This is a genomic window from Streptomyces kaniharaensis, assembly GCF_009569385.1.
GTDB lineage: Bacteria > Actinomycetota > Actinomycetes > Streptomycetales > Streptomycetaceae > Kitasatospora > Kitasatospora kaniharaensis.
The window spans coordinates 41,905-68,190 of the sequence record NZ_WBOF01000015.1 but is presented as its reverse complement, the minus strand read 5'-3'; the positions used below and the strand labels follow the sequence as shown (position 1 = coordinate 68,190).

Genomic DNA, 26,286 nt, shown 5'->3' with positions numbered 1-26,286 from the left:
GCACTGGAGCACACGATCAATTGCCAGACACGCTCCAGCGTTCGACGTCCTTCGCGACAATCATCCCAGCGGATACCGCGACGGCCGCCCACCCGACGCGATGCCAGGCCGCGCGGCGCCCTGCTGCCCCGCGCGGGCCTGGAACCAGGTGAACCTCCACGCGGCACCGAGCCGCATTGACCGCCTGTCGACGAGCCGTACCACGCCGGGATTCCACGCCGACGGATGACAGGTCAACGCCCGACCCGCACACCGCCGCCCCACCAGCGCCCTGGTGACCCATCAGGCGTCCCCGGACGCCAGCACGGCCCGGCAGCGGGCGTCAACAACCCGATATGGTCCGGACACGGACTCCGCGAGGCGGTCAACAGGCCGTCACCACCCGTGGTCGGCTCAAGGCCTACTCGGACGACCCAAGAACAGCTCGACCCGGTCGAGCCAGCAAGCGCGCAGCGGGGACCAGCCAACGTGCCACCGCGAGTGCGCGGCGCCCCGCATCACAGGAACGCCCGACGCATCACCCCGGGCGACGATGTCACATCGAGCGCCACCGTTGGCCGGCCCCGGCCCAGTCCCGCAACCCACGCCAGACGCTCACCCCCGAGCAGCCCACCACCTAAACCGGGACCGTCACACCAGACCACTGCCCCGCGCAGCACGCACACAATGCCCGCCAGCGCCACCCAGTCCGCCACCGGCAGCCACCCAGTCCGCCACCGGCAGCCACCCGTCCGGCACCGGCAGCCACCCGGGACGACGACGACCGCGGGACGACCGCTCCGAAAGCAGCCGGGCCATGCGCTCCCAGAAGCCGCCGGGAACACGAACAGCAGACACCCGCCAAAGCGCGAAAACGCAACCGGGCCCGCCCGATCCACGAGAGATCGGACGGGCCCACTACGCCACCGCTGCACCATCCAGACGCCAGGCGCCTCAGGCGAGGTGCCTCAGGTGTTGGTGCCTCAGGTGCGGGCGGCGCTGGCGCGGGTGCGGCGCGAGACCGAGTCGAGGACGACCGCGGCCAGCAGCACAGCGCCGGTGATCATGTACTGGATGGCCTGCGCGGCATGCACCATGTCCAGACCGGTGGTGATCGACTGGATCACCAGAATGCCCAGCAGCGCCGACCACGTCTTGCCGCGCCCACCGAACAGGCTCGTGCCGCCGATCACGGCCGCGGCGATCGCGCTCATCAGCACGTTGCCACCACCCAGCATCTTGTCGGCCGAACCCTGCTGCGAGGCGATGAACAGACCGCCCAGCCCCGCCAGCGCCGCGGAGATCATGTAGACCGAGATCCGCACCCACGCGACGTTGATACCCGCACGACGAGCCGCCTCCACACCACCACCGACCGCGAAAACCTGCCGCCCGTACGCGGTACGCCGCAGCACGAAGTCCGTGAGGACGACGACACCGACCAGAACGACCAGCGGCAGGGGCAGACCGCGGTCCTGGTTCAGCGTGTAGGCCAGCGGCAGCGTCAGCGCCGCCAGCGCCCCCGTCCGCAGCGCGATGTCACCGACCGGGCGGGCGGTGAGACCGGCCGCCGCACGCCGGCGAGCGGTCCGCAGCTGCGCCAGCACGTACAGGGCCGGGGCCAGGACCGCCAACGCCCACGCGTAGGCGACATCACCATCGCCGAGGAACGCGGTGTCGAGGGAAGCGATGAGACCGTCATGACGGTTGTTGATCGTGCCGAGATCCCCGAGAACGTAATCCTGCAGACCACTCCACGCGAGCATGCCGGCAAGCGTGACCACCAGAGCCGGCACACCGACACGAGCGAAGAAGAAACCGTGCAGCGCGCCCATCGCACACACCACAGCCAGGCCCGCGGCAACCGCAAGCCACTCGTTCACACCCTGACGCACCGCAAGCACCGATGAGACCGCCGCACACACACCGGCCAGCGAACCGAGCGACAGATCGATCTCACCCAGCAGAAGAACGAACACCACACCGACCGCGATCAACCCCGGCCCGGCAATGTACTTCGTGATGTTCGTAAGGTTGTCAGCCTGAAGGAAATGCCCGGTGACACTCTGGAAAATGACCGCGATCAGCGCAAGACCGATCACCACCGGCGCAGAACCGAGCTCACCCCCCGACAAACGCCGCCGCAGCTCATCCAGATAACCCTTCAGACCCGCCGAACGCACCAACAAACGCGGATCAGCAGCAGACACCCCAGAACCAGCAACCCCAGCCGAAGCAGCAGCCTCAACAGAGGTAGCAGCCTCAGCGGAGGCGGCAGCGGGCGCCGCGGAGGCGCCGGCCTTCGCCGGGACAGCAGCCTTGACCGAGGCGGTGGCCTCAGCCGACGTACCGGCCTCAACAGAGACGGCAGCCTCAGCCGGAACAGCAACCTCACCAGAGACGGCAGCCTCAGCGGAGGCACCGGCCTCCACCGGGGCGGCGGCCTCGGCAGCAAGCGTCGCGGAGGTGTCCTCGGCGCCAGCAGGCGCCGCGACGCCCGCCTCGGCAGAAGCAGCAGCCTCAGCCGGGGCGGTGGCCCCAGCCGGGGCGGTGGCCCCAGCCGGGGCGGCGGCCTCGGCGGAGGCGGCGGCCTCGGCGGAGGCGGCGGCCTCGGCAGAGGTGGTGGCCTCGGCGGAGGTGGCAGCCTGGACCGGGACGGAGGCCGTGGCCTCAGCCGAAGTGGCGGCCTCGGCCGCCGTGGTGGCTCCAGCGGGAGTGGCGGGAGTGCTCATGCGGCGTCCTCCTCCTCGGTGAGGCGGGCCTGGCGACGGGTGACAGCATTGTCAGTCGCACCGGTGATCGCGGAAATGATCTGTTCCTGAGTGGTGTCGGCAACGGAGAACACACCGTTGTTACGGCCCAGACGCAGCACGGCGACCGTATCGGCCACCGCCCGCACGTCGGCCATGTTGTGACTGATGAGAATGACCCCCAACCCCCGGGCCCGCAGCCGCTCCACGAGATCGAGGACCTGAGCGGTCTGCTCGACACCCAGCGCCGCGGTCGGCTCGTCGAGGATGACGATCGACGGGTCGCCCACCAGCGCCCGCGCGATCGCCACCACCTGACGCTGCCCACCGGACAGCGCCGCCACCGGGATCCTCACACTCGGAATCCGGATCGACAGGGTGTCCAGGAGCTCACGAGCGCGCTGCTCCATCGCCGTCTCGTCCAGCAGACCCCGCGACCGCTTCTCACGGCCGAGGAACAGATTGGCGACCACATCGAGGTTGTCACACAGGGCGAGATCCTGATACACGGTGGCGATACCGAGCGTCTGCGCGTCCTGAGGACGCGTCAGACGCACCGGGTCACCGTGCCAGGTGATGGTGCCCTCGTCGATCGGGTGAACACCCGCGATCGTCTTGACGAGAGTGGACTTCCCGGCACCGTTGTCACCCACCAGGGCAACGACCTCACCCGCGTGGACCGTGAGATCCACATCGGTGAGAGCCTGAACGGCACCGAAGCGCTTGGAGACCGCGCGCAGCTGCAGGACGGGTGCGCCTGTCACATGAACCTTCTTCTCGGGGGAGGGGGACTTCAAGGCCGGACGGCCCTACTTGAGACCCGCACCGGCACACGCGGCCGCGTAGTCGGCCGTGCAGATGTCCGCCGCCTTGTACAGGCCGTCGGCGACGACAGTGTCGTTGATGTTCGCCTTCGTCACGACCTTCGGCTCCAGGAGCTTGGCCGCAATACCCTTGTCGGTGGCACTGTCCACACTCGCCGAGGCGACCGACTTCACGTCCTTGCCCTGCAGCAGATCCACCGCCAGCTCCGCGGCACTGTCCGCCAGCGGCCGGTACGCCTTGTAAATCGTGTACGCCTGGTCACCGTTCACGATCCGCTGGATCGCGTCCAGACCCGCGTCCTGCCCACCGACCGGAACCTTGATCCCCGCGGCCTGCAGCTGCGTGATGATCGCACCCGCCATACCGTCGTTCGCCGAGTACACCGCCTGGAAACCCGTCTTACCGAGCTGGGTGACCGCAGCCCCGATCTTCTGACCCGCGACCGTCGGCTTCCACTCACCCGACTGCTCGTAGACGACCTTCTTCACCTTCGCGTCGAGGACCTTGTGCGCCCCCGCCTTGAACTGCCCCGCGTTCGGGTCCGCCTCATCACCGTTGATCATGACGATGTTCGCGTCCGCGGCCTGCGCGCCCAGCGCGTCCACCAGCGCCTGACCCTGCAGCTCGCCGACCTTCTCGTTGTCGAACGACACGTAGGCCGCGACCGGACCGGTGGCCAGACGGTCATAGGAGACCACCTTCACACCCTTCGCCGCCGCCTCCTGCACCCAGCTCTGCGTCGACTTCGCATCGAAGGCATCCAGCACGATCACCTTCACACCCTGCGCGATCAGAGTGTCGAACTGCTGCTTCTGCTTCGCGGCACTACCCTCCGCGTTGTTGTACAACACGTTGCAGTCCGCACACAGCGCCTTCACCTTCGCCTCGATGAACGGCCGGTCGAACGACTCATACCGCGTCGACGAGGCGTTCTCCGGCAGCAGCAGACCAATCGACTTACTGTCCCCCGAAGCCGCCGCACCCGCCTTGTCACCCCCCGCCTTACCACACGCGGCCATGGACAACGCCAGCGAAACACCCGTAACGGCGATAACAGCACGACGCATCGAAGCGTTCATGAACAGGTCCCTCTCCCAGACATCGCCGCGACACTGCGGCGGAGTGGGGGGAGTTAAACCCGCCCACACCCATGACGTCAACAAGTAAAACCAACCAGCCCCCAATCCACCTCCATTCGTTATCTTCCCGAACGCTCACCCGAAACCCAAACCTGGAGAAACCTCCAAACACCCACCCCCCACCACCCCACCAGCACGACACGACAAGCAGGAAGAAGACAGCAACACCACAGCAACACAGCACCACAGCAACACAGCAAGACGGCAACACAGCAGCACAGCAGGGCAGCAAGACGGCAGGGCAGCGCCAGCGGAAGACAACACGACAACACAAGGACGGCGACGACGACCACCGAAGCACCACGACACGACACCAGCAGAACCGCGACAGCACAACAGAAGAGGGCCAGCGGGAACCGCCGCAAGACACACGACAACCACAACAAGACACAACAAGACACAACAAGACGCAGGAAGACGCAGGAAGACGCAGGAAGACGCAGGAAGACGACCGGGCACCAGGACAACCGGACAACACACGGAGGCGGCGGGACAGAGACCACAGGAAGACACAGAAAGACGACAGGACCACGGAAGGAGGAGGGGCGAAGAGCACAGCGAGACACAAGGAACGCCACAAGACCGTGAAAGACAGACCAAAGGGACGAAAAGACCGACAGGACAGCGCGACGGAAGGCGACCGGACACGAAAGAGGGGGAAGAGAGACGGAGGCGAAAGGGGCGACCGGGAGGCGGAAGGGAGGCTGCAGGAACAGCCCGGGACACCCCTTCACAACCTGACGGAACGTCAGATCACACGACACCACCCGGCCCACACACCCAGACACGCGCCCGAACACACGAAACAAGGGGCGCCCGCCGCTCCCCCCCGAGCGACGGACACCCCTCAACCACAGCCACCAGGCCTCAGTGATGAAACGTCAGAAACCATTCAGCAACACCGAGTTGCCGAATATCAAGGACGATCCAGCGTGATCGAATTGACCGGACCCAGGTCGAACCACACCCCGTTCTGCGCCGCCATGTCATAGACACAGTCGACACCACCCGACCCCCGACACAGCCGCGCATGAGCACCACCCGACTGATTGTTCAGCACCCAGTGACTCCCGAACTGATTACTCAGATTGTGAGCACCGTAGCTCCAGAACACCTCACTCGGACTCACCGCCGGATCCTGACCCTGCGGATAGACACACACCGCACCCCACGGACAACCCGCCCACGAACCACCCACCGCACCCGCACCACCAACCCCGACACCCGCCACCACCCCAACCGCCAAACCCACCACCGCAACAGCACGCACCAACCCACGCATGAATCGTCCTCCCTCACCAAAGCGCTGAACCAACCACCAACACACACCAGCCTAGAAACACACCAACCACACCAGTCCCTGACACCCGACAGGGACCACAGCCACACCGCCGATCGGCGGGCGTCCGGGACGAGGAGGCTGAGCGATCAAGGGCTTCCGCAGCAACCTCGGCCAGGCGTTCCGGGTTACGACGGCCGCCCGCCGAACTGCCAGTTGTGCACTTCGATGTCGGCGTACCGGTCCAGCGTCAGGAGGGCGCGTGCCGCCTCCGGCTCCGGTGCCCGGACCAACGCCGCCGTGCCCAGCCAGGTGGCGCCGTCGTCGGACAACAGCGGCCCGTAGGCGATCAGTTCGCGCCGGTCGGGCGGCACCGTGAGGTCGACGGCCTGCCCCGAACCGAGGCCGAGTACCAGGTACCGGTTGCCGCCGGTTCGGCCACCGGGGAAGTCCCACATGGTGCGCCCCAGCAGGTTGCGCCAGCGCCGCAGCAGCACATCCCGGTACACGCCGGCCTGGTAGCCGGGCTCCTCGAAGGCGAACGCGCGGGCGGCGGCGGGGCCGGGCAGGTCGACGATGTGCACGCTTCCGGTGGGTGTGTTGCCGCTTTCGTCGAGGGTCGGGCCGCGGGCGATCATCTCTTCCGCGTACCGGTCCATGTAGGACCAGTGCTCTTCCAGTAGCTCGCCGCGCAGGGCTACGGAGTCGGGCCGGTCGCGGTGGTAGCAGAGGAACTCCATGGCCGAAGGATCTCTTCAGGAGGTCACCAGGTCGAGGGGGTTTCGCAGTGATGGCTACTCGCCGGCCTTGTCCAGAGACACGCATGCCCACTCCGCGCAGCGGATGGCGGTCTGGCTCGTCGACACCGAGGACAGGGCGAGGTGGGAGGCAGTCGGCGCCGTGGGTGAGGGCCTCCGAACAGGGTGGCGGGTGAGCTCGCAGGGCGGGCGTGGTCGCCGACGGCGACGCCGCAGGTTGCCGTGGTCCGCATCGTCCGGGCGCATGGTACGGATCGTCTTGGGCTGTGCCGCGTGGATCGCGGCCGGGGCGAGGACCGGCGCAGCGGTGGTGCAGGGTCTCCCGCCCGGTCCCGCCGGGCGCAAGCCAGCACAATGGGACTCATGACCGGCACGCCGTCTCCGCAGCCTCAGCCCGACCCGCAGCCCCGGCCGGCCGCGCCGCCGCCGGGGTGGGAGAACCCTGCGGTCAGGGCCGACCGGCGCCTGGTGGAGTTGCTGCAGGAGCTGCGGGTGCTGCAGACCGGTGTGCAGATCGTCTTCGCGTTCCTGCTCGGCGTGGCCTTCACCCCGCGCTTTTCCGAACTCACGGACGCCCAGCAGGACATCTACGTCGCCACCCTGCTGCTGGCCGTCCTCTCCTCCGCCGTCCTCGCCACCCCGGTCGCGCTGCACCGCGGTCTGTACCGCCACCCGGGCAAGGCACAGATCGTGACCGTCTCCGCCCGCATCGCCCAGGCGGGGCTGTTGCTGCTCGCGTCCGCGTTGACCGGCGCTGTCCTGCTGGTCCTGGACGTCGTGCTCGGGGCGGCGCTCGCGGCGGCGATCACCGCCGTCGTCGCACTGGTCTTCGGCTTGCTGTGGTTCGTCCTGCCCTGGACGGTGCGCCGTCTTCTGCGCGACCGGCAGTGACCGATTCGCGACGGCGGCTGCCGCGGCCGGCGGGGTGAGCCGGCGTCGTCCATCACCTGGGCGCAGGCCGGCCTGGAGCGAGCCGTCCGCCTCGATCACCTGTTCCACTCCCCCTGGCAGATACGCCCCGCGCAACTACCGCTGGCCATGTCGGTGGGCGTGAACGCGGCGGCCAGCGGGCGCGCGGCGCCGGCGGGCCGTCCAGGCGAACGGCAGGGTATGGGCGGCTCACCCCCTGGTGGTCGGCCGGCGCCCTCTACCGTGCCCGTGTGTGCACCCGCCGAAGTCCGTGGGACGTCCCGCTGATCGGCGGGGCCTCCGGCCTTCACGAGAGCCGCGCCGCCGCCCGGCCGTCAGCACGGCCGCAGGCCCTGGAAGACCACCTCGAAGATCCGTTCCCGGGCAGCCGGGTCCGCTTTGAGCTGTTCCATCGCCTTGCTGGTTCCGGCGAGCAGGGCAAGGAGCTCCGGTAGGCCCAGATCCGGGCGGACCGCTCCTGCCTGTTGCGCGCCGGTCAGGAGTTCGCCCAACTGGGCCTGGATTGCCATGCTCGGTTCCTGCAGGGCCGAGTGCACGTCCACTCCGCCCGCGGCCAGTGCCTGGACGAAGTCGCTCTTGCCGACGGACTGGTCGATCAGCAGCCGGAAGCAATCGAAGAAGGCCTCGGCGGGTTCGGACTCGGCGGCCAGCTGTACGGTCCGGGCCGCCATGGTCTCCAGCCTGCGCACCATCACCGCCTCCAGCAGCGCCTCCTTGGTCGGGAAGTGCCGGAAGAGCGTGCCCACCCCGACCCCGGCGGCCCGGGCGATCTCCTCGGTCGGCACGCCGACGCCGCGGGTGGTGAACACCTCCGTGGCAACGTCCAGCAGCCTGGCCCGGTTGCGGGCCGCGTCCGCCCGCAGCGGGCGCTCCTGAGCGCCGCTCATCCCCTTCACCTCTTCCCGTAGGCGGCGGAGCCGCCTGGACAACCGGAGTCGGCAGTCCGTATCGTTGAAAACCGGAGTCGCTAGTCCGATTCTAGCGGCGGTTTTCCTGCCGGAGGTTGGCCATGTCCGAGCCGCAGTCACCGCGCGAAGTGTTCCGGAAGCTGCTCGACGGCATCACTGCCGGGCGGTTCTCGGAGCTGGCAGAGCTCTATGCCGAGGACGCCGTGGTTGAGACCGTCTTCGAGCCGGTCGGACCGCGCCGGTTCCAAGGTCGCGCCGTGCTCAGGGAGCGGTTCGCCCAGGTCGCCGCGCTCTCACCCGTCGAGCTGACCGCGACGAACGTGGTGATCCGGGAGACCGACAACCCGGAAGTGATCGTCGCCGAGTGGGACTACCGGGTGCACCACCGGGTGACCGGGCGGACCTTCGACGCCGCCAACATCCAGGTGCTGCGGGTTCGTGACGGTCTGATCGTCAGCAGCCGGGACTTCCACGACCACTTGGCCCTCATCGTGGGAGGCGACAACCTGCCGCAGCTGGTGGCGGCACTGGAAGGCAGGTAGCGCGAGTGCAGGAGGTCCGCATTTCCAGTGAGGCAAAGCCCGTCCACTTTCCCACACTCCCTTTGGGACCCGATCGGCACTCATTTCACAAGGGTGACGGCAGGACAGCCATCGATCACGGATGAACGTTGACGCTGTGCCAGACGTCTCAATCACGGTGTCGCGGCGCCATGTCAACGGTGTGCTACTAATACGAATAATGACGCCTCTCGGGGAGGCGGGGAACCCGGGCCGCGCATCGGAAATGGCAGCTCCGGGCCCTCACCGAGACGTTTGGGCGTCACGCACGAGGGGACTGCTGTCCATGATCCATCCCGTCCGGTTCTTCCTGCTGGGTGCCATGCGGGCGCAGCACGGGGACGAGGCGCTACCGGTCGGGTCGCCCCTGCAGCAGGCGATGATGGCCGCACTGCTGCTGCGCGACGGCCGGGCGGCCAGTGCCGGCGAACTCATCGAGGCGCTGTGGGGGGACGAGGCCCCGGCCAGTGCGTCCGCCATGCTGCGCACCTACGCCTGGCGGTGGCGCAAGGCTCTGGAACACGACCACGACGCCCCGGCGATCCTGACCTCGGTGCGCGACGGCTACCGCACGGTCGTGCCGGCCGGGGCCGTGGACGCGCTGCGGATGGAGAAGCTGGCCGCGGCGGCGATCGGCGCGGCCCGCGCCGGCGAGGACCCCGCGCAGGTGCGCCGCCTGTTCGCCGAGGCACTGGAGCTGTGGGGCGGCGAACCACTGACGGGGGTGCCCGGACCGTTCGCCGAGCAGCAGCGCACCCGGCTCGGCGAGCTGCGGATCAGCCTGCTGGAGGAGCGCTGCGGCCTGGACCTGGAGCTGGGCGACACCGCCCTGGCCATCCCGGTGCTGCGCGACCTCACCGCCGAACACCCGCTGCGCGAGCGGCCGTACACCCTGCTGATGCGGGCGCTCTACCAGAGCGGCTGCCAGGCCGACGCGCTGGCCCTCTTCGACCGGGCCCGACGGCTGCTCGCCGAGGAGCTGGGCGTCGACCCGGGACCGGAGCTGCGCGAGATCCACCAGCGGATCCTGCGCAACGACCCGGCCCTCCTGGGTACGGCCGCCACCACCATCGCCACGCGCGACGCGCCGGCCCTGCAACCGACCCCGCAGCCAGTCCTGATACCAGCTCAACTTCCGGCCGACACCGTCGACTTCACCGGACGAGAGGCGGAGCTGGAGGCGCTGCACGCGGCACTGGCCGCGGCGGTGCGGGAGCCGGCCGGGGACGCCGTACTGCCCATCGCGGCGGTCTCCGGGATGGGCGGGGTGGGCAAGACGGCGCTGGCCCTGCGGGTCGCCCACCGGCTGCGCGCCGGCTTCCCCGACGGTCAGCTGTACGCGGACCTGCGTGGTGACCAGGACGCGCCGGCCGACCCGAACGTGCTGCTGGCCAGCTTCCTGACCGCCCTCGGCATCTCGCCGGGCGCGGTACCCGAGTCGCTGGAGGACCGGGCCCGGCTCTTCCGCTCACTGCTGGACGCCCGGCGGGTGCTGATCCTGCTCGACAACGCCAGGGACGCCGCCCAGGTCCGGCCGCTGCTGCCCGGCTCGGCCCGGTGCGCCGTCCTGGTGACCGGCCGTGCCCGGCTGTTCGGCCTGGCCACCGCCGTCCAGGTCGACCTGGACGTGTTCAGCGTGGACGAGGCCCGCGACCTGCTGGCCCGCACGGCCGGCACCGAGCGGGTCGCGGCCGACCCGGCGGCCGCCGGCGAGCTGATCCACCACTGCGGCCGGCTCCCGCTGGCGGTGCGGATCGTGGCGGCCCGGCTGGCCTCGCGCCCGGCCTGGACGGTGGCCCGGCTGGCCGCCCGGCTGGCCGCGGAGCAGGACCGGATGGCCGAGCTGCGCCTGGGCGACCTGGCCGTGGCGGGCGCCTTCGAGTGGGGCTACCGCCAGTTGACGGCGGAGCAGGCCGACGCGTTCCGGGTGATCGCGGCGGTCTGCCGGCCGGACGTCGGCGTACCGGCGGCGGCGGCCGTGCTGGGGGTCGGGAGGCGCCGCGCCGAGGACCTGCTGGAGTCGCTGGTCGACGCCGGCATGGTCACCGCCCCACGGCCCGGCCGCTACCGCTACCACGACCTGCTGCGGGTCTTCGCGCTGCAGATCGGCGGCCCGGACGGCGGACCGGACGACAGCCCGCACCACGGGCCCGAGGAGCAGGCCACGGCGCTGCGCCGCCAGCTGCACTTCCTGCTGGCGAGCGCGACCGCGGCCTTCCAGCAGCTGGTGCCCGGCGACCCGATCGGCACCGCGCTCACCCCCGTGCTCGCCCCGGCCCTGACCTTCGAGGACGCCAACGCGGCCGCCGACTGGGTGGCCGAGGAGTTCGAGGCGGCGATCACCGCGGTCCTGGCGACGGCCGACCGGGCGGCGTCGGTCGAGGACGTGCGGATCGCCGCCGACCTGCTGGTCACGCTCAGCCCGTTCGACACCGACCCTTGCTACGAACGCCTCACCGGCGCCGCAACGGCGGTGTCCGCGGCCGCTGCCGCGCTCGGCGACCAGCGCTCGCTCGGCCGCGCCGAGTTCATCCGCGGCAACCTCGCCGTACAGGCGGCCCGCCTCGAGGAGGCCTGCGAGCACAGTCGGCGGGCGGCCGACGCCTGCCGGGCCGGCGGCGACGTGGTGGTGCTGCAACAGGCACTGAACGACCTGGGCGTGCTCGCCCAGTACCAGCACCGCTACCAGGAGGCGGTGCGCCTCTACGACGAGGCGAACTCGCTGGCCAGGGCGCTGGGCCACCGCGCCGGGCAGACCGCGACCGCGCTCAACTCCGCGCTCGCCCAGGTACGGGACGGCCGGCCCGCCGAGGCCGCCGCCGCCTGCCGCAGGCTGCTGCCGGGCCTGACCGCCGCGGAGGAGTGGACCGGCCTGTCCTACGCGCTCTACGTCCTCGGTCTGGCCTCACACGAGCTCGGCGAGTACCAGCAGGCCGTCACCGTGCTGGAGGAGTGCCTGCGGATCTGCCAGGCCGCGGGGATCCCGCTGCGCGAGGCACAGGCCCGCTGCCGCCTGGCCGACACCCTGCGCCTGCTGGGCCGTCACGAGGAGGCCCTCGAACAGGCTCGGCACGCGCTGGCCGATTGCCGGACGCTCTCCGCCGAGCGGGACCAGGGGCACGCTCTGGTGGTCACCGCCCGGACGCTCGCCGACCTCGGCCACATTGACCAGGCCCGCGATCAACTGCGCAGCGCGGAGGCGCTGTTCAGACGGCTCGGGCTGCCCGACGCCGGGCACGTACGGCGGTTGACGGCCCGGCTGGACGGCGCGGCCGACACACCCGACACGGCCGGCGAGCCGACGGCCGGCTACGTGGTCGACGTCGCGTAGCCCGCCGTGGCCAGGCGGCGGCCCCGGCGGGCAGTGACCCGCTTGGGTCAGGAACCGGTGTTGTTCCAGACCTTCATGTCGCTGGTCCTCCTCGCTGCTCCCACGCGGTTGTTCGTGGTGTTCCCGCGCGGTCCCCCTCGTTGTGGCCGCGTGCGCGGCACTGCTTGCGGCCACAGCCTCCCAGCCTCCGATATCCGCTCGATATCCGACGCTCTTCGCCGCACCGGCGCCCTCGACCCGGGCCGGCCCGGGCCTGCGTATACGGCGCGTGGATCCCGTGGTGATCGGCCCGGGGCAAGCTCGTTCCTCTGCGGCGAAGAGGAAACGGAGTACGGGATTTGAGCACGGTTCTCGTCAAGCGCCCACCCCGCGCCGACGGCCCCCCGCTCCCCGAGGGGCAGATCGAACTGGCCGAACCCCCGGTGCTGGGCGAACCGGCCACCGCCGACCTCGGCTCCGCGCTGATGTACCTGCCGATGGGTCTGGGCGCGGGCGCCATGGTGCTGATGTTCTCCATGCGCGGCGGCGGTCCCTCGACCTACATGATGTCCGGAATGATGGGCGTGGCGATGGTCAGCATGACGCTGACCCAGATCGGCCGCCCCGGCGCCGAACGCCGGCGCCGCATGCGCGCCGAACGCCGCGACTACCTCCGCTACCTGGCGCAGAAGCGCGTCCAGGCCCGGCAGGCCGCGGCCGAGCAGCGCGCCGCCCTGCTGTGGGACCACCCGGATCCCGCGGAGCTGTGGGCGCTGGCCCGGGGCACCCGGCTGTGGGAGCGGCGCCCCGGGCACGAGGACTTCGGGCGGGTGCGGATCGGGCTGGGCGCGCGTCGCGCCGCCCTGGAGTTCCTGCCACCGCGCACCAAGCCGGTGGAGGACCTGGAACCGCTGTGCGCGGTGTCGCTCCGCCGCTTCACCCACGCCCACCAGAGCGTCCCCGGGCTACCGGTCCCCGTGGCACTGCGCCGCTTCAGCAGCGTGGAGTTCGCCGGCCGGGCCGAGGAAGCTCTCGGCCTCGCCCGGGCGATCGTCGGGCAGTTGGCGGTCCTGCACTCCCCCGACGAGCTGCGGGTGGCGTTCCTGGGCGACCAGGCGGCTCGCGAGCAGTGGGACTGGCTGAAGTGGCTGCCGCACAACGCCCACCCCGGCGAGGAGGACGCCGCCGGTCCGGCGCGCCTGGCGGCCGATGACGCCGAGAGCCTCCTGGACCTGCTCGGCCAGGAGGTCCGCGACCGCCCCGAGCACGACCCGGCGGCCTCGCCCAGCATCGCGGAGCCGTTCGTGGTGATCGTGGCCCAGGGCGTGCGGATCCCCGCCGGCTCCCGCCTGTCGGGTGGCGGGCTGCGCAACGTGGTGCTGCTCGACGCCACCGGCACGATGCCGGGCGGTCCCAAGGTGTTGCGGCTGACCGTGCACGACGGGAAGGTGGAGTTCGCCTCTGGCGAGGACACCGTCTCGGCCACCGCCGACGGGCTCAGTCCCACCGCGGCCGAGGCGCTGGCCCGCTCGCTGGCACCGATGCGCACGAGCGGCAGCGTGGACCTGGCCGACCGGCCGCTCGAATCGGACCTCGACCTCGTCACCCTGCTGGGCCTGCGCGACCCGCACACCTTCGACGTGGCCGCCAAGTGGCGGCCCCGGCAGGTGCAGGCGGCTCGCCTGACGGTGCCGCTCGGCGTCACCGACGACGGCGAGGTCGTGGAACTGGACCTCAAGGAGTCCGCGCAGGGCGGCATGGGCCCGCACGGCCTGCTGATCGGCGCGACCGGCTCCGGCAAGAGCGAGCTGCTGCGCACCCTGGTGATGGGCCTGGCCGCCACCCACTCCTCCGAGGTGCTCAACCTCGTCCTGGTGGACTTCAAGGGCGGCGCGACCTTCCTGCACATGGACCGCCTGCCGCACACCTCCGCGGTGATCACCAACCTGGCCGACGAGATCCACCTCGTCGACCGGATGCGCGACTCCATCAACGGCGAGATGATCCGCCGCCAGGAACTGCTGCGCGAGGCCGGGTACTCGTCCCTCTACGACTACGAGAAGGCACGGGCGGCCGGCGCCGGCCTCGCCCCGCTGCCGTCGCTGCTGATCGTGGTCGACGAGTTCTCCGAACTGCTGGCCAGCAAGCCGGAGTTCGTGGACCTGTTCGTCTCCATCGGCCGGCTCGGGCGCAGCCTCGGCGTGCACCTGCTGCTCGCCTCGCAGCGCCTCGACGAGAGCCGCATCCACAAGGTGGAGGGCCATCTGTCGTACCGGATCGCGCTGCGGACCTTCTCCGCGATGGAGTCGCGCAGCGTGATCGGCGTCGCCAGCGCGTACGAGCTGCCCTCGTCGCCGGGCAACGGCTACCTGAAGATCGACACCACCAACCTGGTGCGCTTCAAGGCCGCCTACGTCTCCGGCCCGGCCCCCGAGCCGCTCTCCGCGGACGAGCAGCCGGCCCAGGAGGCCGGCGTGTCCGGCGGGCTGACCGACTTCGGGCTGGAACGGCAGGGCCCGCTGCGCTCCGAGAGCACCGAGGAGTCGCTGACCGAACTCGCCGGCAGGGCGCTCCGCCCGACCGAGCGCCCCGAGCCGGCTGCCGTCGCGTCCGGCGAGCAGGCGAACGCCGAAAGCCTTCTGGAGGTGCTGGTGGGCCGGCTGGAGGAGAGCGGACCCCCGGCCCGGCAGGTCTGGCTGCCGCCGCTGGCCGCCTCCCCCAGCCTGGACGAGCTGCTGCCGGGCATCGTGCCCGACCCGGCCCGCGGCATGAGCGCGGCCGGCCATCCGGCGCTCGGCACGCTGCGGGTCCCGCTCGGTGTGGTGGACCGCCCCTACGAGCAGCTGCGCGAACTGCTGGTCGCCGACCTGTCCGGAGCCGACGGCCACGTCGGGCTGGCGGGCGCCCCGCAGACCGGCAAGTCGACCATGCTGCGCACCCTCATCCTCTCGCTGGCGCTCACCCACACCCCGGGCGAGATCCAGTTCTACTGCCTGGACTTCGGCGGCGGCGGTCTGGTCTCCACCGCTGGCCTGCCGCACGTCGGCTCGGTCGCCACCCGCCTGGAACGCGACCGGGTGCTGCGCACGGTGGCCGAGCTGATCCAGCTGCTGGAGCGCCGCGAGCGGGAGTTCACCTCCCGGGGCCTGGAGTCGATGGCCGCCTACCGCGCGCTGCGGGCCGCCGGCGAGATCGACGACCCGTACGGCGACGTCTTCCTCGTGGTGGACGGGTGGTCGACCCTGCGCCAGGACTTCGAGGACCTGGAGGCCAGGGTGATTGACCTGGCGGCCCGCGGTCTGTCCTTCGGTCTGCACCTGCTGGCCTCCGCGGTGCGGTGGTCCGAGCTCCGGCCCCGCCTGCGCGACCTGCTCGGCACCAAGTTCGAACTGCGCCTCGGCGACGCGCTGGAGTCCGAGGTCGGCTCGAAGATCGCCGCCGCCGTCCCGCACCAGTCGGGCCGCGGCCTGACCGCCGGCGGCCACCACTTCCTGTCCGCGCTGCCGCGCCTGGACAGCTCCGGCGAGACCGCCGACCTGACCCCGGCCACCAAGGCGGCCGTGGCCGAGATCGACGCGTTCTGGACGGGCGCCCCGGCCCCCGGCGTGCGCCTGCTGCCCACCCGCCTGCCGGCCGACCAACTGCCGCCCTCCGAGGGCGACCTGCGGGTCTGCCTGGGCTGGGACGAACAACGCCTGGAGCCCACCTGGCACGACTTCTCGACCAGCCCGCACCTGATGGTCTTCGGCGACGGCGAGAGCGGCAAGACCAACACGCTGCGCCTGGCCGTCCGCGCGATCACCTCGCGCTTCAGCACCGACGAGGCTCGCATCGTCGTCGCCGACCCCGAGCGCGGCCTGCTCTCCTCGGTCCCGGAGGAGTACCGAGCCGGCTACGTGGTCGACCGCGACTCCCTCGCCCAACTCGCCGCGAACGCGGCCCACTCGGTGGGCAAGCGGGTGCCCGGACCGGACATCAGCCCCGAGCAGCTCGCCCGGCGCGACTGGTGGGAGGGCCCGCGGCTGTTCGTCGTCGTCGACGACTACGACCTGCTCGCCGGCGCACCCGGCGCACCCACTCCGCTGGCCCCGCTGGTCCCCTTGCTGGCCCAGGGTCAGCACATCGGGATGCACGTGGTGATCGCCCGCAGCACCTCCGGGGCGATGCGGGCGATGACCGACCCGGCCCTGCGGCGAATGTGGGAGCTCGGCAATCCGGCGCTGCTCTTCTCCTACCCCAAGGAGGAGGGCAAGTTCCTCGGCGAGGCCAAGCCCCGCACGCTGCCCGCCGGGCGCGCGCAGTTCGTCACCCGCCGGTCGGTGCGCCTCGTCCAGACGGGACTGGTGACGCCCGCGTGACCACCTCCCCCGTCGCCTCGTCCACCACGTCCTCCGCCCCCTTCACCGCCTCGCCGTCCAGGAGCAGCATGTCGACCCCCGCGCCCGCCGGTGCCCCGCCGGTCACCGAGGTGTGCCGGCTGACCGTCGTCCACGCCGACGGCCGCTTCGACGTCTCCGTCCCCGTCTCCACCCCCGTCTCGGCCCTGCTTCCCGTGCTGCTCGGCAGGCTCTCGCAGAGCCCGCAGGAACGCGGCACCGTGCAGGTGCTGCAGCGGCTCGGCGAGGACCCTCTCGACCCCGACGGCACCCCCGAGAGCCTGGGCCTGCGGCACGGGGACGTGCTCCACCTGCGGCCCGTCCAAGCGGCGCTTCCCGCACTGCACTTCGACGACGTCGCCGACGGCGTGGCCCAGGTGATCGGCGGCCGTCCGGACCGCTGGCAGCCGGTGGCGACGGTGCGCCTCGCGCTGACGGCGGGGGCGCTGCTGCTGGCCGTGCTCGCCGCCGCCCTGCTGAGCGGCGGCCCGGGGCCCCTCACCGCGACCGGCACCGCGGTGAGCGCCGCGGTGCTGCTGGGCGCCGCGTGCCTGGTGGGCGCCCGGCCCGGCGCGCAGCGCGGCACCGTGCTGACCGCGGCCGTGGGGGCCATGGCCCTGGCCGCCGTCTCCGGCCTGACCTTCCGCGGCGGGCCGGGCCACACCTTCGTGCTCGGGCCGGCCGAGGTCCTGGCGGGCGCCGGTGCGACGGCGGTGGTCTGCGGCATCCTGCTGGTCGTCCGTCCGCTGCCGTTCCTGCTGCCCGGCACCGCGCTGCTCACCGCGTTCGCGGCGGCGGCCGGCGCGGGCCTGGTCCGGGTGGCGCACTGGGAGGCCGCGCAGGCTCTCGCGGTGGTCTCGGTGGCCCTGTTCGTCCTCGGACAGCTCGGGCCGCGACTGGCGCTGCGACTGGCCGGGGTCCGGGTGCCGGCCCTGCCGCACGACGCCGAGGAACTCCAGCAGGACATCACCCCCGAACCCCAGGAACGCCTGGAGCGCGCGGCCGGAGCCGCCAACGACTACCTCGACGCGCTCAGCCTGGCCTCGGCGGTGCTGTACGTCGCGGCGTTCTGGTTCCTGGTGCACGAACCCGGCTGGATCAACTGGGTGCTGCCGCTGGTCCTCGCCGGGGCAGTGCTGCTGCGCTCGCGCGGGCTCACCGGCGTCCTGCAGCGGGTCTCCGCCGTGCTCGCCGGCACGCTCGGCCTGGCGCTGCTCCTGCTGGCGCACACCGCCGCACACGGCAACGCTGCCCGGATCGCGGTGCCGGCCGTGCTGCTCGCCGCGGCCGTCCTCCTGCTGGTCCGTGCTCCCCGGCTGACCGACCGGCTCCTGCCCGTCTGGGGTCACACCGGGGACATCCTGGAGACGGCCACCGTGATCGCCCTGCTGCCGCTGCTCCTCCAGGTCCTGCACGTCTACAGCGCGCTGCGCGTGCTGGCGAGCTGAGCCGGGGGACTGGCATGCAGACACGACGCGACCACCTCCAGGCGTACCGCTTCGCGATGGCCCGGCTGGCCACCGCCCTGGTCCGGGGCGAGGTCGGCCGGGGCGAAGGCCCGACCGGGCGGGCCTCGCTCGCCACCGTGCTCGGCGCCGGCATCGTGGTGCTGCTCTGCGTCGGCTTCGGCGTCTACGGGCTCATCTCCCCCGTGGCGGACACCAGTTGGCGCTCCCCCGGATCCATCATCGTGGAGCAGCAGACCGGCAACCGCTACCTCTACCTCGACGGACAGCTCCGGCCGGTGCGCAACTACGCCTCGGCCCTCCTGCTCGGCGGCAGGAGCAACGCCGTGCACACCGTCTCCAGCTCCGTGCTCGGCACCACCCCGCACGGCGCCCCCGTCGGCATCACGGGTGCCCCCGACTCGTTGCCCGCTCCCGCGAGCCTACTGCCCGGCCCCTGGACCTGGTGCCTGCGACCGGACCTGGTCAACGGCCAGTTGCTCGACCTCGCCCCGGACGGCCAGACCGCGGCGTTCCCCGAGGACCGGCAGGTCCTGCTCGCCGGCCCCGACGGAGCGCACTGGCTGCTGTGGCGCGGCGTCCGCTACCCGGTGCCCTCCGACACCGCGCTGATCGCGCTCGGCCTGGACGGCGACCGCCCGGTGCCGGCCCCGCAGAACTGGCTCGCCGCGCTGCCCACCGGCGCCGCGCTCGCCGCCTCCGTCCCGGACACCGGAAGGCCGGCCGGCCAGGTGGCCGGACACCCGGTCGCCGTCGGCCAGCTCTTCCGGACGACCACGGGCACCGTCCAGCACTCCTACGTGATGACCGGCGCCGGCATCGCCCCGGCCAGCGCCACCACGGCGGCCCTGCTCGCTGCCCGCCCCGGCGCACCGGCCGTCCTGACCGTGAGCGCGACCGACATCGCCGCCGCCCCCGTCTCCGCCGACCAGTCGCTGCTCACCGCACTGCCCGACGTGCTCGGCGCACCCGGCCTGGACCCGACGGGCCAGACCGCCTGCCTGCGCCAGCGGGCGGAGAGCGGCAAGCTGACCAGCCAGCTGGTCGTCGAGGGCGGCCAGGCCGCCACCGGGACGCGGACCGTGCTGGTCCCGCCGACCCGCGGCATGCTCGCCGTCGACCTGGAGCAGCTCGCCCGCCAGAGCGGCAGCGCGCAGACGTTCCTGGTGACCGATCAGGGGATCGCCTACCCGCTGGGCGACAACCGCGCCGCCACGGCACTGGGTGTGACCGGCACGCAGGCCACCGCGCTGCCGGAGGACCTCCTCAAACTGCTGGGCCACGGCCCGACGCTCACCGCCAGGGCCGCCGCCGACACCGTGCAGGGGGGCTAGCCGTGCGCCTCGCCATGAAGCCCGTCCGGTCCGCCGGCCCGGCCCTGCGGATCCGGGCGGCCGGCCATGCGCTGCTGGTTCACCCCAAGGGGGAGCCGGACCCGAGTGCGCTGGCCTTCGCCGGTGCGCTGACGCCGGACCCCGAGCACACGCTGGTCGTGGTGGACCTGTCCTCCGCCGCCCTCGACACCTCCTGGGCGTCACTGGCCGACCTGCTGGCCCGCCGCCCCGGCAGCCTCCGCCTGGTCTTCCACCCCTCGGTGGAGGCCCCGCCGGTCGGGCAGCGGATCGCCGACCACCTGCAGCGGACGGTACTGACGCCCGACGGCGAGGTGGTGCCTACCGCCGGCGGCGGCCTGTTCGTTCCGGCGGACAGCGGCGCCGGATGGCTGCGCCTGCGACCCGGGCGCGCGGCCGAACGCGACTCGCATCGCTTCCCCAAGCCGCTGTGGGAGTTCGCCACCTACGACCGCATCTGGGAGACGAGCCCGCTCGGCGTGGTCGAGCCCGTACCCGGCGGCGTGTGGGTGCGCAGCGCCCGGCCCTCACAGCTCTCGGCCGGGCGGCACCGGCTGATCGCCGGCCTGCCCGGCCACCCGACCTCGCTGACCGTCGTCCTCGGCAGCCCCGGCGGACCGGCCGTACCCCTGGCCGACGTGACCCGCTTCTGGGGCACCGTCCTGCCCTCGGCCCGTACCGGGGTGCGGTTCGTCCACTTCGGGCCGGTCGCCCTCCCGGAGGGTAGCGGCGCGCTGGGACAGGTGCTGGCGGACGCGTTGCGCCAGCGCGTCGTGCTCTCGCCCGGACCGGCGGGCGATGACAGCGGGGCCGGGGCGAGCGCCCGGGGGAGCGACGGGCCGTCGCTCCAGGGCGAGATGGTCTTCTCGCCGGCGCCCGGGTACCTGGCGGAGCCGCAGGCGTGGAACACGGATTCGGAAGCCTCTGCCGCACGCGTGGTGGAACCACCGACCGCGGGGCCGGTGCCGGTTCCTGCGTTGACACCGGCACCGGCGCCAACGCCCGCTGCCGGGGCGGTTGTCGAGCTGCGCCCGGCGTCCGGAAGTGACCCGGCGCTTGCGCCGACGCCGGCTGCCGAGCCGGCTGTTGAGCTGCATCCGGTGTCCGGGAACGGCCCGGCGCCCTTCGCGGAGCACGTCTCCACGCCCGCCCCGGCTCCGATGTCCTTGCTGCTTCCGACGCCCGTGGTGACGTCCTCCCCGGGCCCGGTCGCCGACTGGCCGGCTCCGGCCTTCACGCCGCCCGTCCCTGTGCCTGCGACGGAGTCCGGCACCGTCCCCTCGGCCGCCCTGCCCGCACCCGTCACGGCGCCCTTCACCGAGTCCGGGCACGCCCCTGCACCAGTGGGCCCCCCGGTCCTCACCTCCCTGCTGGAATCCGCGCCGCCCGCCACCCTCCCCGCGCCGCAGCCCACCCCCGGCCCCGACGCGGAGCCCGTGGCCGCGTCGGCCACGCCCACGCCGACCGCCCCGGACATCCCGCCCACCGAACCACCGGTGACGTCCGACGCCGACGACCTCCAACCGCCGACGCCCGCACCGAACCCCGCCGCCCCCGCCCCCGCGATCCCCCGGATCCGCCTGGAGTCGGGCGCCCCCAGCGCGCCGCCGGCCGAGCACGCACCCGCGGTCGACGCCCCGGCGCCCCCGCCCGCGGCGCCCGCCGCCTCGGCCGTCCCGCCGAACGCCACCCGCGCGCCCGGCGTGCGGGTGCAGCCCGTCCCGTCGGCCGCCGCCCGGGCGCTGCCGCCCGAGCGCGGGCTGGAACGCGAACGGGACTGGGTGCGCCGCAAGTTCAGCGCCCAGTACCACGCCGTCGCCGGCACCGTGGCCCGGGTGATGTCCGAGTCGCCGGGCCTGCGCAGCTCCTCGCGCGCCCTCGACGGCGACGCCCTCACCGACCTGGTGGCGGTGCGCCTCTACCTCTCCGGTGACAGCGCCGCGGTCGACGCCGCGGTGCGCGCCGGGACGGCCGGCCCGCACGTCCCGCTGGCCCGCTGCGTGACGTCCGGCCTGTACCGGCTGCCCTCGTACCGTGGCGTGGCCCTGCTGCGGGCCGTGGTCACCGGTCCGGAACTCGACTGGTACGAGGAGGGCAGGGCGGCCACCGAGTGGGCGTTCTGCACGGCGCGGAACACCGTGCCCGAGACGCCCGGCGACGGCACCACCGACTTCCTGATCTGGTCGATGACCTCGCGCCGGACCAGCCTGCTCGATCCCTCCGACCCGGACCGCGTGGTCTTCCCGCCCGGCACCACGTTCAAGGTGCTCCGCGCCGGGTCCGCGACGGAACCCGTGCTGCTGCGCGAGCTGCTGCCGTCCGAGAGCGACGAGGACGCCCATCCGGACGCCCCCCGGCTGCCGCTGGACGAGATCGCCCTGGAGGGCCTCACCCAGGCCGCCGAGCAGTTGCCCGCCCACGGCGGCGCGACACCGGCCGGCCCGTCGGGCGCGCCACCCGCGGCCCCGCCCGGCCTGATCACCACCCCGCCCGAGCCGTCGGCCCGCGCCGCCCAGGGCACCCGTGCGCCTATCGAGGGAGCAACATCGTGACCCGGCAAGTCCTCCTGGTGTCCCCCGACCGGCCGGGTGCCCACCGGTCCATCGCCGCCGCACTGGTCGACGCCGCGGACGGCGCGCTGATCACCGTCGCGCCGGGCCGCTACGACGAGGCGCTGACGGTCACCAAAGCCGTGACACTGGCCGCCGAGGGCCCCGCCGGCACGGTCCGGATCCACTCCGCGGCCGGCAGCACGGTGGTGCTGGACGCGGAGGCCGTCCAGCTGTCCGGCCTGCTGCTCAGCGGCGCGGACCGCGAGGCGCCGGTCCTGGACGTACGGCGCGGGCAGGCCGCGCTGGACGGCTGCCAGGTCGCCGGCGAGGCCTGGGCGGCGGTGCTGGCCTGGCACGAGGGCGTCCTCGGGCTGCGCGACTGCACGGTGACCAACACCCAGGGCGCCGGGATCGTGGTGACCTCCGGCGGCGGTAACGTCGTGGAGCGCTGCGAGATCACCGATGTCGGCTCGTCGGCCGTGGTGGTGGCCGAACAGGGGCGGCTCACCGTGCGCGAATGCACCGTCCAGGGCGCCCGCGGCAACGGGATCTGCGTCAACGGCCACGGCACCGCGCTGGTCGAGTCCTGCCGCATCCACGGCAGCGGGAAGCCTGCGATCGCCGTCGAGCAGAACGGCCGGGCGGACCTGCGCAGGCTCGCCGTCACCGGCAGCACCGCCCTGGACGCCTACCTCACCAGCGCCGTGCAGACCCTGCTGACCGACTGCACGTTCACCGGCTCGGGCGGCCAGGCCGTCCACGTCAGCGGCGGCGCGAGCCCGCTGCTGCGCAACTGCGTGATCGAGGGCGCCGCGGCCGGCGGCGTACAGGTCACCGCGGGCTCCCGCGCGCAGCTGGAGAACTGCCGGATCGCCGGCACACCGGTGGGCCTGCTCGTCGAGGCCGGCGGTGAGGCTGACTGCGCCGATCTCGCCGTGGCGGGCGCCGCGGTGGCCGTCCGGGCCACCGGCGAGGCGAAACTGACACTGCGGCAGGCCGAGTTCACGATGGACGGCGGCGCGGGCGGCATCGGCCTGGACCTCGTCGACCGCGCCCAGGCGTCGCTGACCGGCCTGCGGCTGCGCGCCACCGCGGGCACCGGCCTGGCGATGGCTGGAGGCGCCCGTGCCGAGCTGACCTCCTCCCACCTGGAGGGCTGCCGGACCGTGGTCGGCCCCGACTGCGAACTCACCGCCCACGACAGCGGGTTCGCCGGTTCGGACGCCGACGGCATCAAGGTCTCGGGCGGCGGCTCGGTGACGGCGGTCGGCTGCCGGATCAGCGGCGCACGCGGCCACGGACTGAACGTGCAGGCGTCCTCCCGTGCGGGGCTGGACAACTGCGCCGTCTTCGACAACTCCGGTGACGGCGTGCGCTGCAACACCGACGAGCCGGTGCGGGTGCACGACTGCGAGATCCGCGACAACGGCGGCAGCCCGGTCCACCAGCTCAAGTCCGGCGGGCGGGTCTCGGTCGAACGCCTGGACACCGGCGGCGACGAGCGGACCACGCCCACGCCGGGCGAGCTGCGCGGACCGGCGGACGCCACCGACGGGCCGCGCCACCTGGGCACCGGGCCGCTGGCCGAACTGGAGGCCCTGGTCGGCCTGGAGAGCGTCAAGCACGAGGTCACCGGCCTGATCAACGTCAACAAGATGGCCCAGCGGCGCCAGGAGATGGGCCTGCCGATGCCGCCGATGAGCCGGCACCTGGTCTTCGCCGGGCCGCCCGGCACCGGCAAGACGACCGTCGCCCGGCTGTACGGCGCGGTCCTCGCCGAGCTCGGAATCCTCAGCCAGGGCCACATCGTCGAGGTCGCCCGGGCCGACCTGGTCGCCCAGATCATCGGCGGCACCGCGATCAAGACCACCGAGGTCTTCACCAAGGCGCTCGGCGGCGTGCTCTTCATCGACGAGGCGTACACCCTGACCAACCAGTCCCGCGGCAGCGGCCCGGACTTCGGGCAGGAGGCCGTCGAGACCCTGATGAAGCTGATGGAGGACCACCGCGACGAGATCGTCGTCATCGTGGCCGGCTACTCGGCCCAGATGGACCAGTTCCTCGCCTCCAACCCTGGCATGGCCTCCCGCTTCGCCCGGACCGTCGAGTTCCCCAACTACAGCCCCGCCGAACTGGTCACGATCGTGCGCGGCCTGTGCGCCAAGCACTTCTACGAGCTGGACGCCGGCGCGCTGGAGGCGCTCAACCGCTACTTCGAGGACGTGCCGAAGGGAGCCACCTTCGGCAACGGCCGAGTCGCCCGGCAGGTCTTCGAGGAGATGATCAGCAGGCAGGCGTCCCGGCTGGCCGTCCAGCCGCCGACCGACGACAGCGAACTCAGCCTGCTCAGCAGCGAGGACGTCATCACCGTCCCCGGCGACCAGGCGGGCGTCCAGCCGGTCGTCCAGCCGGCAGCCGAGCCGACGGCGCCCGCCGCACCCTCCCCCGTGAGCGACGGCTCGCCCTCCCCCGACACACCCACGCTGCGCCGGATCGACGGCCTCGTCGGCCTGGACGGCGCCCGGCGGGCGCTCCGCTCCCGCCTGACACAGCTGGCCCGCCTGAGCGACGCCGGCGAACCGCTCGCCGGCCTGGGCAACGTCATCCTGCAGGGCCCGCCGGGCAGCGGCCGCCGCGCGCTCGCCGGACTGTACGGGCGCGGCCTCGCCGAACTCGGCCTGCTGCCCGCCGGGGTGACCCACCGGCTGGCCCTCTCGACCGTCCCGGCCCGGTGGCCCGAGCAGCCCGGGTTCCGGTTCGCCGCCGCCTGCGCCGAGGCGGAGGGCGGGCTCCTCCTCCTGGACCTGGACCCGGCCTTCGCCGAGCGCGCAGCCGCCGCCCGGACGGCCGTGCTGACGTCGCTGACCCGGCTGGTCGCCTCGGGGCCGGGCGTGGTCCTGGCCCTGAGCGGCAGCGCGCCGCACGTCATGGAGGTGCTGAGCGAGCACACCGACCTGATGGAGGCCTTCGCCGAGAACGTCGAACTCGCCCCGTACCGCGCGGAGGAGCTCGTGACGCTCACCGACCGCCGCCTGCGCTCGCTCGGCTTCCAGCTGGGCGAGGCCGCGGGCACGGAACTGGTCGCGCGGTACGCCGCGCAGCCGCCGCAGGGCGGCGCGTTCGCGGCGCACCGGCTGGGCGACGCGCTGGCCCGCTCGGCCCGCGCCCGCACCGTCACCGTCGAGGACCTGCCGCCCGTGCCCGCCGCACCGGTCACGCCTGCTGCGCCGACCGCGCCGCCGCAGGCCGTCCCGGTCCCCCAAGAGCCCCGGACGCCGGGCTCCGCACCCCTGGTGCACACCTGACCCCGGCTCCGCGACCCCGCGCGGCGCCGAGCGCGCCGTGCAATCCCCGAAGTGAAAGGACGCACCCATGGCACTGACCTCCGTTGAACTAGAGGGCATGACCGCCGCCCAGGGCACCTTCCAGACCGCCCTGGACGAGGCCAGCGGCTCGTACGCGCAGATGGAGGGCCAGATCGACGGCCTGCGCGGCAGCTGGAGCGGCGAGGCCGCGCAGATCTACCACCAGGCGATGCAGGACTGGCTGACCGACTTCCAGAAGGTCAACCAGGCGCTGAGCACGATGCTGGAGAAGCTCGCGGCGAACACCAACGTGTACGCCAACACGCACGAGAACACCCAGCAGATCGCCGGCCAGGTGGCCTCCGCCATGGCCTCGGGCGTCACCGGACTGCCCGGCTTCCCCGTGTGAGCCACTGACCGCACCGCCGCCGGCGGCCCTCACAGCCGTGGCATCCATCCCGTCGAAGGAGAGAAACAGCATGAGCACGTACACCGTCCAGATGGAGCAAGTCGACTACATCGTCGGCGAGATGAACGCCATCACGCAGAAGCTCAACCAGACCCTGGCCGACCTGGACAACCAGGCCAAGATCAACCTCCAAGCGTGGACCAGCGACGCGCAGGAGACCTACGCCCAGGTCAAGGCGCAGTGGGACCAGGCCGCGGCCGACATGACGGCGAAGGCCGACACCGCGGTGCAGATGCTGGGCTCGATCAACGAGTACTACTCCCACGGTGAGCGCCAAGGCGTTCAGCTCTGGGGCTGACGGCATGCCGGGCTACATCCCTCCGGTCCA

Annotated in this window: 16 protein-coding genes; 10 read left to right on the top strand and 6 right to left on the bottom strand. The window is 72.5% G+C overall.

Annotation, left to right across the window (positions count from 1 at the left end; genetic code table 11):
- Positions 1-962 precede the first annotated feature (962 nt).
- From F7Q99_RS39830 to F7Q99_RS39810, 5 genes are all read right to left on the bottom strand, one after another.
- The gene (locus F7Q99_RS39830; protein ID WP_407697906.1) at positions 963-2,189 is read right to left on the bottom strand and encodes a sugar ABC transporter permease; all 1,227 of its coding nucleotides are present in this window, start codon (positions 2,187-2,189) and stop codon (positions 963-965) included.
- Positions 2,190-2,707: 518 nt separating this feature from the next.
- Positions 2,708-3,493, bottom strand: coding sequence for an ATP-binding cassette domain-containing protein (locus F7Q99_RS39825; protein WP_326847411.1), 786 nt, complete (start codon positions 3,491-3,493; stop codon positions 2,708-2,710).
- A 45-nt stretch (positions 3,494-3,538) separates the two neighbouring features.
- Positions 3,539-4,633 (bottom strand): sugar ABC transporter substrate-binding protein, encoded by a 1,095-nt coding sequence (locus F7Q99_RS39820; RefSeq protein ID WP_153468314.1) that lies wholly within the window; start codon positions 4,631-4,633, stop codon positions 3,539-3,541.
- A 976-nt stretch (positions 4,634-5,609) separates the two neighbouring features.
- On the bottom strand, positions 5,610-5,975 hold the full coding sequence (locus F7Q99_RS39815; protein ID WP_153468317.1) for a hypothetical protein: 366 nt from the start codon (positions 5,973-5,975) through the stop codon (positions 5,610-5,612).
- Positions 5,976-6,160: 185 nt separating this feature from the next.
- Positions 6,161-6,712: a YciI family protein gene (locus tag F7Q99_RS39810; protein WP_153472335.1), complete on the bottom strand. Its 552-nt coding sequence runs from the start codon at positions 6,710-6,712 to the stop codon at positions 6,161-6,163.
- 381 nt (positions 6,713-7,093) lie between these two features.
- On the opposite strand from F7Q99_RS39810, the gene F7Q99_RS39805 reads away from it, so the two are divergent.
- A complete protein-coding gene (locus F7Q99_RS39805; RefSeq protein ID WP_195911441.1) occupies positions 7,094-7,621 on the top strand; it encodes a DUF6328 family protein in 528 nt (175 codons plus the stop codon).
- Positions 7,622-7,974: 353 nt separating this feature from the next.
- Here F7Q99_RS39805 and F7Q99_RS39800 read toward each other — a convergent pair whose 3' ends face one another.
- Positions 7,975-8,547: a TetR/AcrR family transcriptional regulator gene (locus F7Q99_RS39800; protein ID WP_153472332.1), complete on the bottom strand. Its 573-nt coding sequence runs from the start codon at positions 8,545-8,547 to the stop codon at positions 7,975-7,977.
- A 122-nt stretch (positions 8,548-8,669) separates the two neighbouring features.
- Here F7Q99_RS39800 and F7Q99_RS39795 point away from each other — a divergent pair, with 122 nt between their 5' ends.
- The 9 genes from F7Q99_RS39795 to F7Q99_RS39755 all read left to right on the top strand — a co-directional run bounded on the left by F7Q99_RS39795 (position 8,670) and on the right by F7Q99_RS39755 (position 26,256).
- Entirely contained in the window at positions 8,670-9,110 is a 441-nt protein-coding gene (locus F7Q99_RS39795) for a nuclear transport factor 2 family protein (protein ID WP_153472329.1), read from the top strand.
- Positions 9,111-9,414: 304 nt separating this feature from the next.
- Positions 9,415-12,459: an AfsR/SARP family transcriptional regulator gene (locus F7Q99_RS39790; RefSeq protein WP_230211364.1), complete on the top strand. Its 3,045-nt coding sequence runs from the start codon at positions 9,415-9,417 to the stop codon at positions 12,457-12,459.
- Positions 12,460-12,797: 338 nt separating this feature from the next.
- Complete coding sequence (gene eccCa, locus F7Q99_RS39785; RefSeq protein WP_153472328.1) at positions 12,798-16,796, top strand: type VII secretion protein EccCa; 3,999 nt, start codon at positions 12,798-12,800, stop codon at positions 16,794-16,796.
- The gene (eccD, locus tag F7Q99_RS39780; RefSeq protein WP_153472327.1) at positions 16,793-18,262 is read left to right on the top strand and encodes a type VII secretion integral membrane protein EccD; all 1,470 of its coding nucleotides are present in this window, start codon (positions 16,793-16,795) and stop codon (positions 18,260-18,262) included. Before eccCa ends, eccD begins: the two co-directional genes overlap by 4 nt.
- A gap of 14 nt (positions 18,263-18,276) precedes the next feature.
- Complete coding sequence (gene eccB / locus F7Q99_RS39775) at positions 18,277-19,614, top strand: type VII secretion protein EccB (protein WP_153472325.1); 1,338 nt, start codon at positions 18,277-18,279, stop codon at positions 19,612-19,614.
- A 2-nt stretch (positions 19,615-19,616) separates the two neighbouring features.
- A complete protein-coding gene (locus F7Q99_RS39770) occupies positions 19,617-22,184 on the top strand; it encodes a hypothetical protein (protein ID WP_153472323.1) in 2,568 nt (855 codons plus the stop codon).
- A complete protein-coding gene (locus F7Q99_RS39765) occupies positions 22,181-25,489 on the top strand; it encodes a right-handed parallel beta-helix repeat-containing protein (RefSeq protein WP_153472320.1) in 3,309 nt (1,102 codons plus the stop codon). The genes F7Q99_RS39770 and F7Q99_RS39765 overlap by 4 nt, the downstream gene beginning before the upstream one ends.
- Before the next feature lie 67 nt (positions 25,490-25,556).
- Positions 25,557-25,898, top strand: a complete 342-nt coding sequence (locus F7Q99_RS39760) for a WXG100 family type VII secretion target (protein WP_153472317.1) — start codon at positions 25,557-25,559, stop codon at positions 25,896-25,898.
- Between the two features lie 70 nt (positions 25,899-25,968).
- Positions 25,969-26,256, top strand: a complete 288-nt coding sequence (locus F7Q99_RS39755; RefSeq protein WP_153472315.1) for a WXG100 family type VII secretion target — start codon at positions 25,969-25,971, stop codon at positions 26,254-26,256.
- Positions 26,257-26,286 lie beyond the last annotated feature (30 nt).

Coding starts and splice junctions, on each gene's coding strand:
- F7Q99_RS39820 (WP_153468314.1), bottom strand. CDS start 4,633: ATGAACGCTTCGATGCGTCGTGCTGTTATCGCCGTTACGGGTGTTTCG.
- F7Q99_RS39815 (WP_153468317.1), bottom strand. CDS start 5,975: ATGCGTGGGTTGGTGCGTGCTGTTGCGGTGGTGGGTTTGGCGGTTGGG.
- F7Q99_RS39810 (WP_153472335.1), bottom strand. CDS start 6,712: ATGGAGTTCCTCTGCTACCACCGCGACCGGCCCGACTCCGTAGCCCTG.
- F7Q99_RS39805 (WP_195911441.1), top strand. CDS start 7,094: ATGACCGGCACGCCGTCTCCGCAGCCTCAGCCCGACCCGCAGCCCCGG.
- F7Q99_RS39800 (WP_153472332.1), bottom strand. CDS start 8,547: ATGAGCGGCGCTCAGGAGCGCCCGCTGCGGGCGGACGCGGCCCGCAAC.
- F7Q99_RS39795 (WP_153472329.1), top strand. CDS start 8,670: ATGTCCGAGCCGCAGTCACCGCGCGAAGTGTTCCGGAAGCTGCTCGAC.
- F7Q99_RS39790 (WP_230211364.1), top strand. CDS start 9,415: ATGATCCATCCCGTCCGGTTCTTCCTGCTGGGTGCCATGCGGGCGCAG.
- eccB (WP_153472325.1), top strand. CDS start 18,277: ATGCAGACACGACGCGACCACCTCCAGGCGTACCGCTTCGCGATGGCC.
- F7Q99_RS39760 (WP_153472317.1), top strand. CDS start 25,557: ATGGCACTGACCTCCGTTGAACTAGAGGGCATGACCGCCGCCCAGGGC.
- F7Q99_RS39755 (WP_153472315.1), top strand. CDS start 25,969: ATGAGCACGTACACCGTCCAGATGGAGCAAGTCGACTACATCGTCGGC.